Genomic DNA, 13,757 nt, shown 5'->3' on the forward strand with positions numbered 1-13,757 from the left:
CGGCGCGGCGGACATGCCCGGGCGGGCGAGGGGACCGTCAGGCGGCGCGGCAGAGCTCCTCGGTGCGGGGTGCCGAGGAGCCGGGCACCACGGCCGGGCCCACGGGGTGCCGGTGGGCGGGGGCGAGGGGTGCGCACCGCGCGCGGTCGCGGCGTGCGAAGACGACGAGCCGCAGGACCGCGAATCGCGCGACCCCGGCGAACGCGGAGGCCGACAGGTAGACGACCTGCCGGAGCATGGGGCCCGGCGCGGCGACCAGCCCGTCCAGGACGAGCATCGCCGCACAGGTCACCGCGTACGCGGCGGCCGCCGATCCGGCGGACTGGGCGTGCTGGGCCCGGGTCGCGCGTCGCCCCGCGCCGAAGGTGAATCGGGCGTGCAGCTCGGTGGCGAGCAGCGTGGAGACCACGGTGACCAGGGCGTTGGCCAGGGCCCAGGGCAGCCGGTCGGCGAGGGCGGCGACGGCGAAGCTGGAGGCGACCCCCACGCCGCCGCCGCACAGGACGAAGCGGAGGAAGGCGAGGACGGCGCCGCGCGCCGCCGGTTCCTTCCGGTTCCGTGCCGATTCCATGACCCGCCCCCTCGGATGTCCCATCCCGTCGGCCGCGCCTTCCCGGGTGGACCGGGGGCGCGGCGCCGATGGTGCCATCATGGCGCACTCTTGGCGCCACAGTGAGCCATTATTGGCGCCTCGCAGGCCAGCGCGAGGAGCGTCGGCGTCGCATGCGGGTCGAATGCGCTGCTCAGAGCCGCTGCGAAGACGGCGCCACGCCGATCGAATCCGTGGCACCCGCGCCCGGCGCCGGGCGCCTCCTGGCTCCGGCCCTTCGGCGGTGGTGGCCCCGTGACGCGTAGGACCACGACACCCGGGTACCCGCCGGGGCATGGTCGATCGCGAAGCCCCTCAGAAGTCCCTGACGACGGACGGCACGCCCCCCGGTCCGGCCGGCGGCCGGCGGGCGGACGCGCCGGAGCCGGAGGACGTCGGACCGGGACCGGAGGTAGAGGAACGCTCGCCGGACTCCCCCACCCGGCTGCCGCGGGGCGCCTGGCGCGCGGTGCTCAAAGGCTCTGTAAGGGAGTTCACCTCCGACGAACTGACGGACCGGGCCGCCGCGCTCACCTACTACGGCGTCCTCGCGCTCTTCCCCGGACTGCTCGTGCTCGTCTCCCTGCTGGGGCTGAGCGGGCGGTCCACGACGGACAAGGTGCTCGACAGCCTGCGTGACCTCGCGCCGGGACCGGCCCGCGACGTGCTCGGTCAGGCCGTGGAGAACCTGCAGGGCAGCGGTGGTGCGGGAGCGGTCATGGCGGTGGTGGGCCTCGTCCTGGCCCTCTGGTCGGCCTCCGGTTACGTGGGGGCCTTCATGCGGGCCGCGAACCACATCCACGACGTGCCGGAGGGCCGCCCGGTCTGGAAGGTCCTCCCGATCCGGCTGGGGATGACCGCGGTGCTCATGCTGATGGCCACCGCGAGCGCCCTCATCGTCGTCTTCACCGGCGACGTGGCCCGGCGGGCGGGTGACGTGCTGGGGGTCGGCGACACCGCCCTCGACGTGTGGGCGATCGCCAAGTGGCCCGTGCTCGTGGTCCTCGTGACGGCGATGATCGCGCTCCTGTACTGGGGAAGCCCCAACGCCAAGGGCCGCGGCTGGCGCTGGGTCACTCCCGGCAGTGCCCTGGCGCTGCTGATCTGGCTCCTCGCGTCCGCCGGTTTCGCCCTGTACGTGGCGCAGTTCGGCTCGTACAACAAGACCTACGGGACCATGGCCGGCGTCATCGTCTTCCTCGTCTGGCTGTGGATCAGCAACCTGGCCGTGCTGCTCGGCCTGGAGTTCGACGCCGAGGCGCTGCGCCAGCGGGCGATCGCCGGCGGCCTGCCTCCGGACGAGGAGCCGTACGTCGAACCCCGCGACACGCGTGCGTGGACCGAGGAGGACCTGCGCAGGATGGGCGAGGGGCGGGACGGGGAGACGGGGCCGGCCGACGGCCCGGTGCGCGCGACACGGGAAGGCGGGACGCACGGCCATGACGGGCGACGGTGAGTTCGAGCGGGACCGGCACTACCTGACGACACGGATCACGGCCGACGGCCGGGACGGCTACCCGGTGGAGCCCGGGCGGTACCGGCTGGTCATCGCCCGGGCCTGTCCCTGGGCGAACCGGGCGGCCATCGTCCGGCGCCTGATGGGCCTGGAGGACGTGCTCTCGATGGGCATCGCGGGGCCGGTGCACGACGAGCGCAGCTGGTCCTTCGACCTCGACCCCGGCGGCCGGGACCCGGTCCTGGGCGTGGAACGGCTCCAGGAGGCGTTCCTGCGGCGCGACCCCGAGTACGCGTACGGCATCACGGTGCCCGCGATCGTCGACGTGCCGAGCGGGACGGTCGTGACCAACGACTTCGCGCGCATCACGCTCGACCTGGGCAGCCAGTGGGCGGCGCACCAGCGCGCCGGACCTCTACCCGGAGCGGTGGCGCGACGAGATCGACGACGTGGCGGAGGCCGTGTACCGGGACGTCAACAACGGCGTCTACCGGTGCGGTTTCGCCACCGGCCAGCAGGCGTACGACCGGGCGTACCGCGCCCTGTGGGAGCGGCTCGACGCGCTGGAGGAGCGGCTCGCCGGGCGGCGGTACCTGGTCGGCGACACCCTCACCGAGGCCGACGTCCGCCTCTTCCCCACCCTCGTGCGGTTCGACGCGGTGTACCACGGCCACTTCAAGTGCAACCGGCGCAAGCTGGCCGAGCTGCCGGCCCTGTGGGGGTACGCGCGCGACCTGTTCCAGACGCCGGGGTTCGGCGACACCGTCGACTTCGCGCAGATCAAGGAGCACTACTACGTCGTGCACCGGCAGCTGAACCCCTCGGGGATCGTCCCCCGCGGTCCGGCGACCCGCGACTGGCTCTCGCCGCACGGCCGGGAGGAGCTGGGCGGCCGCCCGTTCGGCGACGGCACGCCGCCCGGACCGCCGCCGGCCGCGGAGCGGGTCCCGGCCCTCGGCTGAGCCGCCCGACGCGGGAGCGGCCCCGGGTCAGCGGCTGCTCGGATGCCACTCCGTGAGGAGGATCGTGGCGTCGTCCCGCAGCTTGTGGTCCTGGTGGGCGCGCAGGCCCTGGACGAGCCGCCGCAGGGCCTCGGGGGCCGGGGCGCCCGCCGCGGTGGCGCGGATGACGGTGTCGGCGAGCCGCTCCTCGCCGTAGAGGTCGCCCTGCGGGGAGCGCGCCTCGGTGACGCCGTCGCTGTGGAGGAGGACGCGGTCGCCGGGCTGGAGCCGCGCGGTGTGCTCGGTGGGCGGCGACTCCACGAGGAACCCCCAGCCGAGGGGGAGGTCGGGCTCGCGGGCCAGCACCTGCGGCAGGACTCTTCCGTGACGGATGAGGAGCGGCGGCGGGTGACCGCAGTTGATCCAGGTCAACCGCCCGTCGATGGTGTCCAGATGGGCCACGACGGCGGTCATGAGCCGGTCGGCGAACCAGGTGTCCAGGATCCGGTCGATCGCGGTGACGATGTCGGTGAGCGACCCGCCCGCACGGCGCGTCGCCCGGCACGCGGCGAGCCCCGCCGCACTGGCCCCGCCCGACGCGAGGTCGTGGCCCATGGAGTCGATGACGGTCAGGTGCAGGCCCCGGTCGTCCAGGGTGTGGTCGAAGGTGTCGCCGCCGATGTCGTACGCGGGTTCCAGCACCGCCGACGAGGTCACGTCCGCCGTGCCGATGGTCCGCGGCGGCAGGAAGGCCCACAGCAGCTCGGCCTGCACCGTCATCGCCCGCGACCGTTCGGTCTCGACGAGCACGTCGCTGTGGGACGACTTCGACACCACCAGCAGGGCGGCCACGGCGGCCAGCGTCCGGCCGCGCTCCAGCAGCGTGTCGTCCAGCGCCGCCGCCGTCACCATGAGGACGCCGACCCGCTCCACCCCGTCGATCATCGGCACCCAGGCCGTGGCTCCGTCCCTGGACCGCTGCACCGACTGCGTCCGGTACGCCAGGCCCGCCAGCGACGTGTCGACGTCGAGCGCGGGCTGTCCGACGGGTTCGGCCCGCGGCAGGGCCACCAGCCTGATCTGCTGGAGGTCCGTCACGTACATGACGGCCTCGGTGAACCCCATGCCCCGGCCGGCGTCCCGCACCAGTCCGGCCAGCTGCCGCCCGGTCAGCAGCCGGGAGCGCGCCAGCATCTCGGCGAGGACACCCTCGTACGTCGACACCCGACCTCCGGTCCATCGTTGAGGCGACGTGCGGCGCGAAGGCGCGGTCCGGCCCGTCTCCCGCAGAAGGTGGGTCTCACGTTACGCAGCCTCCCCGGTGATCGCTCCCCGGGAGGCCCCCCTCAGGCGTTCGCCGAGGTCCGGCGGGAGCGCAGGGGGGTCAGGCGGCGGGGCCGTTCGCGGGCGTGCCGGTCGAGTTCCTCCATGAGGCGGCGGCCGCGGTGCTCGGGGTCGAGTTCGTCGAGGACGCGGTCGAACTCGGCGAGCATGGCTCCGTACAACTGCCAGCGGTCGGGTTCCTTCAGGGCGAGGGCGAGGAGCAGGTCGGCGGCGCTGACGCGGCAGGCGCGGGCCGCCCGCAGCTCGCCGGCGAGCCGCTCCTCGGCGGCCTCGGCGGCCTCGCTGCCGGAGGAGGTGACGAGCACGGCGAAGCTGACGAACGCGTCGGCGGTGTGCTGGGCGGTGTCCTGAAGGGCGACGGCGGTCCGGCGGGGCAGGAGGTCGTCGCCCTCCCTCGCCTTCGCCAGGTCGGTGAGCGTGCGGCTGAGGACGCGCAGCACGACGGCGCAGATCTCCAGGGTGTCCAGTCCCGTGCGCAGCACGATCCGGTGGAGCAGCCCCTCCTTGACGCGCGGATTGAGGCGCAGGCTGTCCTCGGCGGTGCGGAGGGCGCCGTCGACGTCGGCCACGTCGTTGTCGAGACGGCGCGCCTCGTGCAGGCGCGCCGCGGCGCGCTCGACCGGCGGCGCCCCGGCGAACTCCTCGGCCACGTCGAGGAGCAGCCTGCGCATCCTGCGGGCGAGGTCCTCGATGGACTCGCCCGCCGTGTCCACCCAGACGGGCGGGGCGAGCAGCAGGTTGAAGAGCAGTCCGACGACGGCCCCGATGAGCGTCTCCAGGACCCGGTCCCAGGCCGTGTGGGCGACCTGGGTGACGCCGAGCACCAGCATGGCGCTGATGGCGACCTCGGGGACGAACTCCCCCACCTTGACCAGCCGTCCCACGAGGAGCGACGCCAGGATGATCAGGGCGAGGCTCCACCACGACAGGCCGACGATGGCGCTGAACGCGATGGCGATGAGCACGCCGACGACGACGGAGTTGACGCGGCGCAGGCTCGTGGTGAGGGTCGAGTAGAGGGTGACCTGCACGACGAGGAGCGCGGTGAGGGGCGCGGTCAGCGGCGCGGGCTCACTGCTGAGCCAGAGCGCGACGACGTACGACAGTGTGGCCGCCGCCGTCGACCGCACCGACTGCACCACGAACGGATCCCGCCGCAGCCGGCTCGCGAGCTCCGCGTACCGGGCGGTCCGACTGCTGTCCCGCGTCACGTTCTCCCTCTCCTCGCCCCGCCGTCCCGCCCCGTCCGACCCTGCCACCCCTCCCCCTTCCCCGGCCCCCGGGCACACCGGGCCGCCGTCACCACCCTCCGGACGGCGCCATCGCCCCGCGCCTTCCCTGGGGCGCCCGGACCACACGGACCGCAGCCGGCGGGGGGGCGAGCCGGCGCCTCCCGCTCGCGCAACCAGGTGTTGCGCGAGACGACGGGCGGGGCTACCGTGGATATGCAACCAAAGGTTGCAAGAGACGGGAGAGCGGCATGGAGACCGGCAGCATCGAGCGCGAGATCCACATCGACGCACGGCCCGAGGTGGTCTATGAGGTCGTCAGCAGGCCCGAGCACCTGCGCGCGTGGTGGCCGGACGAGGCGGAGCTCGACCCGGTGCCCGGCGGCACCGGCGTCCTCACCTTCGGCGAACGGAACGCGCCGGACGCGCACGTCGTCCCGATGACCGTGGTCGAGGCGGACCCGCCCCGCCGGTTCTCGTTCCGCTGGGTCTACGACCCGTCGGTGCCCGCCACGCCCGCGAACTCCCTGCTGGTGGTCCTCGACATCGTCCCGTCCGGCGACGGCACGCTGCTGCGCCTGACCGAGACCGGGTTCCGGGAGAAGGGCTGGGAGGCCGCCGTGCTGGAGGAGCAGTACCGCGCGCACGTCACCGGCTGGGACCACTACCTGCCCCGCCTCGCGGCCTACGCCGTGAAGGCGGTGCCGACGCCGTGAGCGCCGCCGTCGACGACGAGCTGTGGACCGCGGTGGGCGACCCGACCCGGCGGCGGATGCTCGACCTGCTGCTGACCGGCGGCGGGACGGCCACGACGCTGAGCGAGCACCTGCCGATCACCCGCCAGGCCGTCGCCAAGCACCTCGGCGTCCTCCACCGGGTCGGGCTCGTGCGGGTGAAGCCCGCCGGACGCGAACGCCGCTACGAGGTGGACGAGGCCCAGCTCGCCCGCGCCGTCGCCCAGCTGTCCTCGGTCGGCGCCGCGTGGGACGCCCGACTGCGGCGCATCAAGAGCATCGCCGAGGCGATCGAGCGCGACCGGCGGGCCTGACCCTCCCGCCCGCACCCCTCCCGCCCGCGACCGGGCGGCGAGCCACCCCGCGCCCCGCGACCGGGCGCCCATCCGAGAAAGGCAGCGCCATGTCGGACATCCTGCACCGCATCGGAGTCACCGCCTCCCCCGCCGCCGTCCACGCCGCCCTGACCACGATCGACGGGCTCGCGAGCTGGTGGACCGAGGACACCGACGGCGACGCCGGCGTCGGAGGAGTGATCCGCTTCCGCTTCGAGCCCGGCGGGTTCGACATGAAGGTCCTCGACGCCAGGCCCGCGGAGCACGTCCTCTGGGAGGTCGTCGACGGCCCCGACGAGTGGATCGGCACCCAGGTCCGGTTCGACCTCTCGCGGGAGGACGACTACACGATCGTCCTCTTCCGCCACTCCGGCTGGAGGGAGCCCGTGGAGTTCATGTACCACTGCAGCACGAAGTGGGCGACCTTCCTGATGAGCCTCAAGAACCGCCTGGAGACCGGCAAGGGCGAGCCCGCGCCGCACGACGTCAGGATCGGCAACTGGCACTGACCAGGGCCCGCGAGCGGCTCCGGGCCGGTCACGGGGTGCTCTCACCCCCCGCGAACGGCCCGGAGCCGCCGGGCGCTCAGCGCTCGGTGCGGGAGACGGAGCGGGCCCAGAGGACGAGGGGGACCTGGAGGGGGAGGCGGGCGTACGCCGCCGCCTTGGCGGGGGTGGGGCGGTGCCGCCAGTCGTAGGCCATCTTGACGTTGGCGGGGAAGACGCCGGCGAAGAAGACGGCCGCGGCCCGGGCGCTGGCCCGGCGGGTCGCGGGGACGGCGAGCCCCGCGGCGAGGGCGAGTTCGACGGCGCCGCTGGCGGCGGTCCAGGCGCGGGGGCTGCCGGGCAGGGCCTCGGGGACGATGGCGTCGAACTGCTTCGGGGCGACGAAGTGGGCGACGCCCGCCGTCCCGAGCAGGCCGGCGAGCAGCAGGGCGGAACGGGCGGATCGGGCCATGGGGGCGCTCCTTCGGACGGGGCGGACGGCGCGGGCGCGGGGCGCCGACCGTGTTACCGGGCGGTAAGTATGCCGTACCGGAGTCCGTCGCGGGCCCTCCGGGCCGATGCGGACGGCTGCCGGACGGGTGGCGGTGACCCCGCCTCCCGGGGAGGGCCGGGAGCAGGGCCCGCCCGACGGCACGGCACCACCGCCCCGCGGACCCACCGCGGCCCGGGCGCGGAGGCGGCCCGGCCGTCGGCCGTTCGGAGGTGTACCGGGTGCCGAGGGGCGGCGGTCCGGGCAGAGTGGCAGGGAGCGGCGACGCAGGCCGCCGAGGCGCCGAACGGAGTGGGGAGTCCGATGACACCCGGGAGCGACGATCCCCTCGACGCGGGGCACTCGGCCGGGCTCGTCGTGGACGCGCGGGGGACGATCCTCCGGTGCACGCCGGCCGCGGAGGGTCTGCTGCGGCGGACGGCGGCGGAGCTGCACGGCCGGCAGATCCGGGACCTCCTCGCGGTGCCGGAGAGCTGGCCGGAGGTCCTCGAACAGCGCGACGGCCCGATCTGGGAGGGGCGCGCGGTGCTGGCCCCGGACGGCGGGGGCGAGGTGGAGTTCCGCGTGCTGCCGCTCGTCGACGGTCAGGGAGCCGCCGGGGCGACCGAGTTCCTGGTGCTCGGCGCGCCGCGCGCGCTGGTCGCGCAGTGGCGCCAGGGCCACGCCTTCATGCGGGAGCTGTTCCTCCAGGACCGCATCGGCCTCGCGGTCCTCGACAACGAGCTGCGGCTGGTGCGGACGAACACGCACCTCCTCCCCTACTCGGGTGTGCCGGCCGAGCTCTACGGCGCCCGGCTGGGGGACTTCCTGCGGGAGTCGGACGCCCGGGTGATCGACACCCGGCTGCAGGAGGTCCTGACGACGGGGGTCCCTCTGGTCGGTCTCGACGTGGACGTCCACACGCAGGTCGACGCGGGCGCGGGGCGGACCATGACGCTCTCGGCCTTCCGCCTCCAGGGGGCGCAGGGGGTCGTCATGGGCGTCACGGCGCTGTTCGTCGACGTGACGGACCAGCGGCTGTCGCGCCGCCGGCTCGATCTGCTGCACCGGGCGACGACCGTGCTCAGCACCAACCTCTCCGCCGAGGAGATCACCCGGGACCTGGCCGACGTCCTCGTCCCGGCACTGGCGGACGTGGCGGTCGTCGACGTGGCCGAGGCGGTCTTCACGTACGAGGAACCGGCTCCCGAGCACCACGACGAGCACGCGCTGCGCCGCACGGCGGTGGCCGGCGCCTCCGCCGGCGGGGTCGCGCCCGGCGCCATGGTCGAGGTCGACGCGGGCGGGGTGCTGTCGGGCCGGGTGTGGTCGCACCGTGCGGAGGAGGGCGTCGGGCCCGGCGACGCGCTCGACCGGGTGCACGGGATGAGCGCGTGGCTGCGGGCGCGGGGGTCGCTGCTCGGCCGCATCCGGGTGGGCCGCGGGGCGGACCGGCCGCCGTTCACCGGCGACGACCTCGCCATGCTGGAGCAGATCGCCTCGCGGGCCGCACTGGTCGTGGACAACGCACGCCGCTACGCCCGCGAGCGGAACGCCGCGGTGGGCCTGCAGCGCAGCCTGCTGCCGTCGTCGACGACCGACACCTCCACGGTGCACACGGCGAGCGTCTATCTGCCGACGGACACGGCGACGGGGGTCAGCGGCGACTGGTTCGACGTCATCCCGCTGTCCTCGGCCCGGGTCGCGCTGGTCGTCGGCGACGTGGTGGGGCACGGCCTCCAGGCGACGGCGACGATGGCGCGCCTGCGCACCGCGGTGCGGACGCTGGCGGACCTCGACCTGGAGCCCGACGAACTGCTGACACACCTGGACGACCTCGTCTCCCAGTTCGCCATCGACGCCGACGGCGCCGCGCAGGCGATGCGGCCGCCGGGCACGGAGATCGCCTTCGGGTCGTTCGGCGCGACCTGTCTGTACCTGACGTACGACCCGGTCACGCGCCAGTGTCTGGTGGCGAGCGCAGGGCACCCTCCGCCCGTGCTGGTGGCACCGGACGGCGGGGCGTCGTTCATCGACCTGAGCCCCGGTCCGCCGCTCGGCGTCGGCGGTCTGCCGTTCGAGCCCGCCGAGGTGGAGGTGACGGACGGCAGCGTCCTCGCGCTGTACACGGACGGGCTGATCGAGCGCGGTCACGCCGATCTGGACGAGGGGATGGCGGCGTTCCGACGGGCGCTCTCGGCGGCGCTCGTCCCCGGCCGGCCCCTGGAGGAGATCGGTCCGGAGGTGGTCAGGGGGCTGGTGCCCGGTCCCCTGTCGGACGACGTGACGCTGCTGCTCGCGTCGGTGCGCGGGGTGCCGGTGGCGGACAGCGCCTCCTGGGACTTCGCGGCGGATCCGTCGGTGGTGTCGGAGGCACGCGCGCGGGTGCTGCACCAGTTGTCGCTGTGGGGCCTGGACGAGCTGGCCTTCACCACCGAGCTGGTCGCCAGCGAGCTGGTCACCAACGCCATCCGGTACGCGGGGGGTCCCCTCGTCCTGCGGCTGATCCGGGCGGCCTCGCTGATCTGCGAGGTCTCCGACGGCAGCGGCACCCAGCCCCGGATGCGCCGGGCCCACGCCACGGAGGAGGGCGGCCGCGGTCTCTTCCTGATCGCCCAGCTCACCGACCGGTGGGGCAGCCGGTACACCCGCTCGGGCAAGACCATCTGGACGGAACAGGCCCTGCCGACGCTGCCGTGACGTCGCGCGTCCGGGCACGACCCGACGGCGCCCGCCGCCCGCTCCCGGGAGGGGCGCCGGGTCAGCGCACCCCGCGGGGCCGGAACTGGACGCTGATGCGCGGTCCCACCGCGCGGCTCGTCTTGGGCACGGCGTGTTCCCAGGTCCGCTGGCAGGACCCGCCCATCACCACGAGGTCGCCGTGCCCGAGCGGGAGCCGCAGTGCCGTGGGTCCGCCGGAGCGGGGCCGGAAGGCGAGGTCGCGCGGATCGCCGAGGGACAGGATGGCGACCATCGTGTCCCGCGTGGCGGAGCGCCCGGTACGGTCCCCGTGCCAGGCGACGCTGTCCCGGCCGTCGCGGTAGAGGCAGAGGCCGGCCGTCGCGAAGGGCTCGCCGAGTTCGGCCGCGTAGTGCCGGCTCAACGTGTCGCGCGCCTCGGCCAGGGCCGGGTGCGGCAGCGGCGCCCGCTCCCCGTAGTGCGCCAGGAGCCGGGGTACGGCGACGACGCTGTCGTACATCTCCCGCTCCTCCGCCCGCCACGGCACCCGCCCCACCAGCGCGTCGAAGAGCGCGTCGGCCCCCGCCAGCCACCCCGGCAGCCGGTCGACCCACGCCCCCGCCCCCAGCTCGGTCCGCCGGAGCCCCCCGAGCGGGCCGTACCGGATGTCGTCGCCCTGGTCGAACAGGGATCCCTGGAGTCCGGGCAGGTCGGGCAGATCGGGTCGGGCTGGGGTCATGGGTCCAGCGTAGACCAAGAACCGAACAGATGAGCGAATACCGGGGGTCTCACAGGCTCGCCAGCAGGTCGTCCAGGGGCGCGGGGGCCTGTCCGGGTCCCAGGGCCTGCACCAGAAGGGTGCCGTAGCGGATCTTGCGGCCCTTCTTGGTGCCGAGGAAACGCCGGAGCTGCTGATGGCGGGGGCGGGTGAGCTGGGCGGGCTGGTGGAGGAAGGTCTGCCAGGCGCGGAGGTCGCCCTCGGCGGCGACGATCTCCTCGACGGCCGGGGTGCCGAGGGCCCGGATGAATTCGTCCTCCAGGTCGGCGGCGCAGACGAAGAAGGCGCGGTGGGGCGCGCCCGCGCGCAGGAAGGCGCGCTCGTAGTAGGACTGTTCGCGCTCGTCGCACAGTCCGGTGAGGCGCAGGCCGAGTCCGGGCGGGCCGAGGAGGGAGGCGTAACGGGCGACGTTCATCGCTCCGCCCATCGACACGACGGCGACCCCTTCCGCGGCGAGGTCACGGCCGCGGCGGGCGGCCAGGGCGTCCACGGCCGCCCGGTCGCTGAGCCCCTCCAGGAGCACCGCCGTCCGCAGGCCCAGGCCCTCGGCCAGCTCCCTCGCCGTGTCGCCGGGCCCGCCCGCCGCCCAGCCGCCGATCTCGTCCTGGAACGTCCTCGTGTCCGTCATGGGGCGAGTCTGCCCCGGCGCCGCCCGGCGCCGCACCGGATATTCGCGCACCTCGCGGGGGCATGACGGGGCCGGCGGCGGGCAGCCGCCTCGTGGCGGCCGGGGCCCGCGCTCCGCGTGGTCCGCCCGTCCGCCGCGTGGTCAGCGGAGCCGAACGACGCGCCTGTGGTGCCCGGGGGACGGCGGCGCGTCACGGGATGCGCGGAGGAGCACCATGAGCTTTCCCCTGCCCGACAGCGTCGACGCCCTCAAGGACATGATCGGCCGGGAGATCTCGGCCCTGCGCGCGGCCGTGCGACGGGCCGCCGAGCGGTCGCTCGCCGGTACGCCCGGCACGGACCTGGCGTCGCCGGTCCGGTCGCTCGCCGTGCCCACGCCCTCGGCCGAGACCGACGGGCCGCAGCGCTGCCGCTGCGGCACGCACGAGCCGGGCGGCAGCGGGGTCTGCTCGGTGCTCCCGGCGATCCCGGCCTCGGCCGTGCTCCTGGAACCGGTGCGGGACGAGGCGGACACCCTCCTGGACTTCCGGATCGTGGCCGGCAACCACGTCCGGTCGGCCGACTGGCTGGAGGCCCCCGACCGCCTCGTCGGCCAGCGCTTCCTGGAAGCGCGGCCCGGGGCGGCGTACTCCGGGCTGCTGACGGCGCTGACGGACGTCGTGGACACCGGGAAGCCGCTGGACGGGCTGGTGGTCGACTACACCGAGCAGCGGCTCGGGCGGATCCACCGCACTCCGCTGCTGTACTCGGCGGCCCCGTGCGCCGGCCAGGTGCTGGCGACCTGGCGGCCGGTGCGCAACCAGGCCGAACTGCTCACCGTCGACGCACAGTTCCTCGCCTCGATGGGCTGGGGGAACTGGGACCTGCTCTCCGGCAAGGTCACCTGGTCGGAGGGGCTCAACCGGATCTTCCACGCCGACGTGAGCATGCCGTGGACGCTGGAGCAGCTCTGCGACGCGCTGCTCCCGGACGATCTGACGGCGTTCGCCGAGTTCCTCACCTCGGTCCTGGCGGGCGAGGAGCCGGCCTGGACCCGGATCCGCTTCATCGTGCTGGGCGAGCTGCGCACCCTCGATCTGCTCGGGCGGCCGGTCACCGGGACGGACGGCCGGGCGTGGGCGGTCAACCTGGTGGCCCGTGACCTCACGCCGCAGATCCGCAGCCGGCGGCGGCTCGCCGAGACCGAGCGGGAGTCCGACCGGCTGCGGCGGCGGACGGAGGCGGAGCGGCGGGTCGCGGACGCGCTGCGCGAGGCGCTCCTGCCCACGCACTCGGAGGCCCTGGCCGCGGTCGGCCTGACGGTGGCGGCCTCGTACCGGCCCGCCGAGCCCGACGCGGCGGTCGGCGGCGACTGGTACAAGTGCCGGCTGCTGCCCGACGGGCGGGTGCTGGTCGCGATCGGCGACGCCTCGGGCCACGGCCTGGACGCGGTGGCCCGGATGGCGCAGCAGCGGCACGCCCTCGCCGGCCTGGCGCAGACCGGCGCGTCCGCCGGGGAGATCACGACCTGGCTCAACGAGCTCGTGTGCAGCGATCCGGCGGGCCGGACGGCCACCATGGTCGCCGGCCACCTCGACGAGGAGAAGGTCCTGCACTGGGCGGACGCCGGCCATCCCGCGCCGCTGCTGCTGCGCGACGGCCGCGCCGAACCGCTGGACGCCGGGCAGCGCGGCCCGCTCCTCGGGGCGCTGCCGGGGTACGCGTACGAGACCTCCTCGACGCCGCTGCGCACCGGCGATCTGCTGGTCCTCTACACCGACGGGATGGTCGAGCGCCGCGGCGAGGACGTCACCGAGGGCATCGCCCGTCTGGCGGACGCGGTGTCGGCCGCCTCTCCCACGGAGCCCTGCGGGGTCATCGAGACCCTGCTGGCCGACCCGGAGATCACCGGGCACGGCGAGGACGACGCCTGTCTCCTGGGGATACGGGTGGACTGAGCGCGCGGCCGCGGGGGGGGGCGGGGGGGGGTGGGCGGGAGGGTGAGTTTGGTGGGCTGGAGGCAGGGGGGGTGGGGGGGATAGGGGAGACGACCGAAGAATCCCTTGGTTGGGGTGGACAAGAGATTCGCTC

General features: G+C 74.9%; 12 protein-coding genes and 1 pseudogene. 7 read left to right on the forward strand and 6 right to left on the reverse strand.

Going from position 1 to position 13,757, the window contains the following annotated elements; all coding sequences use genetic code 11:
- Nucleotides 1-37: 37 nt before the first annotated feature.
- Entirely contained in the window at nt 38-571 is a 534-nt protein-coding gene (locus tag ACZ60W_RS19660) for a GtrA domain-containing protein (RefSeq protein WP_469756588.1), read from the reverse strand.
- 313 nt (nt 572-884) lie between these two features.
- On the opposite strand from ACZ60W_RS19660, the gene ACZ60W_RS19665 reads away from it, so the two are divergent.
- Nucleotides 885-2,045: a YihY/virulence factor BrkB family protein gene (locus ACZ60W_RS19665; RefSeq protein WP_469756589.1), complete on the forward strand. Its 1,161-nt coding sequence runs from the start codon at nt 885-887 to the stop codon at nt 2,043-2,045.
- A pseudogene (locus ACZ60W_RS19670) lies at nt 2,029-3,007 on the forward strand (glutathione S-transferase family protein). The gene ACZ60W_RS19665 and the pseudogene ACZ60W_RS19670 overlap by 17 nt, the downstream one beginning before the upstream one ends.
- A gap of 27 nt (nt 3,008-3,034) precedes the next feature.
- Here ACZ60W_RS19670 and ACZ60W_RS19675 read toward each other — a convergent pair.
- Nucleotides 3,035-4,210, reverse strand: coding sequence for a PP2C family protein-serine/threonine phosphatase (locus ACZ60W_RS19675; protein WP_469756590.1), 1,176 nt, complete (start codon nt 4,208-4,210; stop codon nt 3,035-3,037).
- A 122-nt stretch (nt 4,211-4,332) separates the two neighbouring features.
- Nucleotides 4,333-5,541: an FUSC family protein gene (locus tag ACZ60W_RS19680; RefSeq protein WP_469756591.1), complete on the reverse strand. Its 1,209-nt coding sequence runs from the start codon at nt 5,539-5,541 to the stop codon at nt 4,333-4,335.
- 269 nt (nt 5,542-5,810) lie between these two features.
- Between ACZ60W_RS19680 and ACZ60W_RS19685 the strand changes: the two genes are divergently transcribed.
- The 3 genes from ACZ60W_RS19685 to ACZ60W_RS19695 all read left to right on the forward strand — a co-directional run bounded on the left by ACZ60W_RS19685 (nt 5,811) and on the right by ACZ60W_RS19695 (nt 7,137).
- Complete coding sequence (locus ACZ60W_RS19685) at nt 5,811-6,275, forward strand: SRPBCC family protein (protein WP_469756592.1); 465 nt, start codon at nt 5,811-5,813, stop codon at nt 6,273-6,275.
- A complete protein-coding gene (locus tag ACZ60W_RS19690; RefSeq protein WP_469756593.1) occupies nt 6,272-6,607 on the forward strand; it encodes an ArsR/SmtB family transcription factor in 336 nt (111 codons plus the stop codon). The genes ACZ60W_RS19685 and ACZ60W_RS19690 overlap by 4 nt, the downstream gene beginning before the upstream one ends.
- Nucleotides 6,608-6,696: 89 nt before the next feature.
- A complete protein-coding gene (locus ACZ60W_RS19695) occupies nt 6,697-7,137 on the forward strand; it encodes an SRPBCC family protein (RefSeq protein WP_469756594.1) in 441 nt (146 codons plus the stop codon).
- A gap of 76 nt (nt 7,138-7,213) precedes the next feature.
- On the opposite strand, the gene ACZ60W_RS19700 is transcribed toward ACZ60W_RS19695, so the two are convergent.
- Nucleotides 7,214-7,585: a DoxX family protein gene (locus ACZ60W_RS19700; protein WP_469756595.1), complete on the reverse strand. Its 372-nt coding sequence runs from the start codon at nt 7,583-7,585 to the stop codon at nt 7,214-7,216.
- A gap of 342 nt (nt 7,586-7,927) precedes the next feature.
- Between ACZ60W_RS19700 and ACZ60W_RS19705 the strand changes: the two genes are divergently transcribed.
- Complete coding sequence (locus ACZ60W_RS19705; protein ID WP_469756596.1) at nt 7,928-10,303, forward strand: ATP-binding SpoIIE family protein phosphatase; 2,376 nt, start codon at nt 7,928-7,930, stop codon at nt 10,301-10,303.
- A 61-nt stretch (nt 10,304-10,364) separates the two neighbouring features.
- Here the strand turns inward: ACZ60W_RS19705 and ACZ60W_RS19710 are convergent, their stop codons facing one another.
- Both ACZ60W_RS19710 and ACZ60W_RS19715 read right to left on the reverse strand, forming a co-directional pair.
- A complete protein-coding gene (locus ACZ60W_RS19710; RefSeq protein ID WP_469756597.1) occupies nt 10,365-11,021 on the reverse strand; it encodes an alpha-ketoglutarate-dependent dioxygenase AlkB in 657 nt (218 codons plus the stop codon).
- A gap of 49 nt (nt 11,022-11,070) precedes the next feature.
- Nucleotides 11,071-11,688, reverse strand: coding sequence for a TOPRIM nucleotidyl transferase/hydrolase domain-containing protein (locus tag ACZ60W_RS19715; RefSeq protein ID WP_469756598.1), 618 nt, complete (start codon nt 11,686-11,688; stop codon nt 11,071-11,073).
- Between the two features lie 214 nt (nt 11,689-11,902).
- Between ACZ60W_RS19715 and ACZ60W_RS19720 the strand changes: the two genes are divergently transcribed.
- Nucleotides 11,903-13,624 (forward strand): PP2C family protein-serine/threonine phosphatase, encoded by a 1,722-nt coding sequence (locus tag ACZ60W_RS19720; RefSeq protein ID WP_469756599.1) that lies wholly within the window; start codon nt 11,903-11,905, stop codon nt 13,622-13,624.
- Nucleotides 13,625-13,757 lie beyond the last annotated feature (133 nt).

The sequence above is a fragment of the Streptomyces sp. NPDC104202 genome, from assembly GCF_055584185.1.

Coding starts and splice junctions, on each gene's coding strand:
- ACZ60W_RS19710 (WP_469756597.1), bottom strand. CDS start 11,021: ATGACCCCAGCCCGACCCGATCTGCCCGACCTGCCCGGACTCCAGGGA.
- ACZ60W_RS19715 (WP_469756598.1), bottom strand. CDS start 11,688: ATGACGGACACGAGGACGTTCCAGGACGAGATCGGCGGCTGGGCGGCG.
- ACZ60W_RS19720 (WP_469756599.1), top strand. CDS start 11,903: ATGAGCTTTCCCCTGCCCGACAGCGTCGACGCCCTCAAGGACATGATC.
- ACZ60W_RS19700 (WP_469756595.1), bottom strand. CDS start 7,585: ATGGCCCGATCCGCCCGTTCCGCCCTGCTGCTCGCCGGCCTGCTCGGG.
- ACZ60W_RS19705 (WP_469756596.1), top strand. CDS start 7,928: ATGACACCCGGGAGCGACGATCCCCTCGACGCGGGGCACTCGGCCGGG.
- ACZ60W_RS19660 (WP_469756588.1), bottom strand. CDS start 571: ATGGAATCGGCACGGAACCGGAAGGAACCGGCGGCGCGCGGCGCCGTC.
- ACZ60W_RS19665 (WP_469756589.1), top strand. CDS start 885: ATGGTCGATCGCGAAGCCCCTCAGAAGTCCCTGACGACGGACGGCACG.
- ACZ60W_RS19685 (WP_469756592.1), top strand. CDS start 5,811: ATGGAGACCGGCAGCATCGAGCGCGAGATCCACATCGACGCACGGCCC.
- ACZ60W_RS19695 (WP_469756594.1), top strand. CDS start 6,697: ATGTCGGACATCCTGCACCGCATCGGAGTCACCGCCTCCCCCGCCGCC.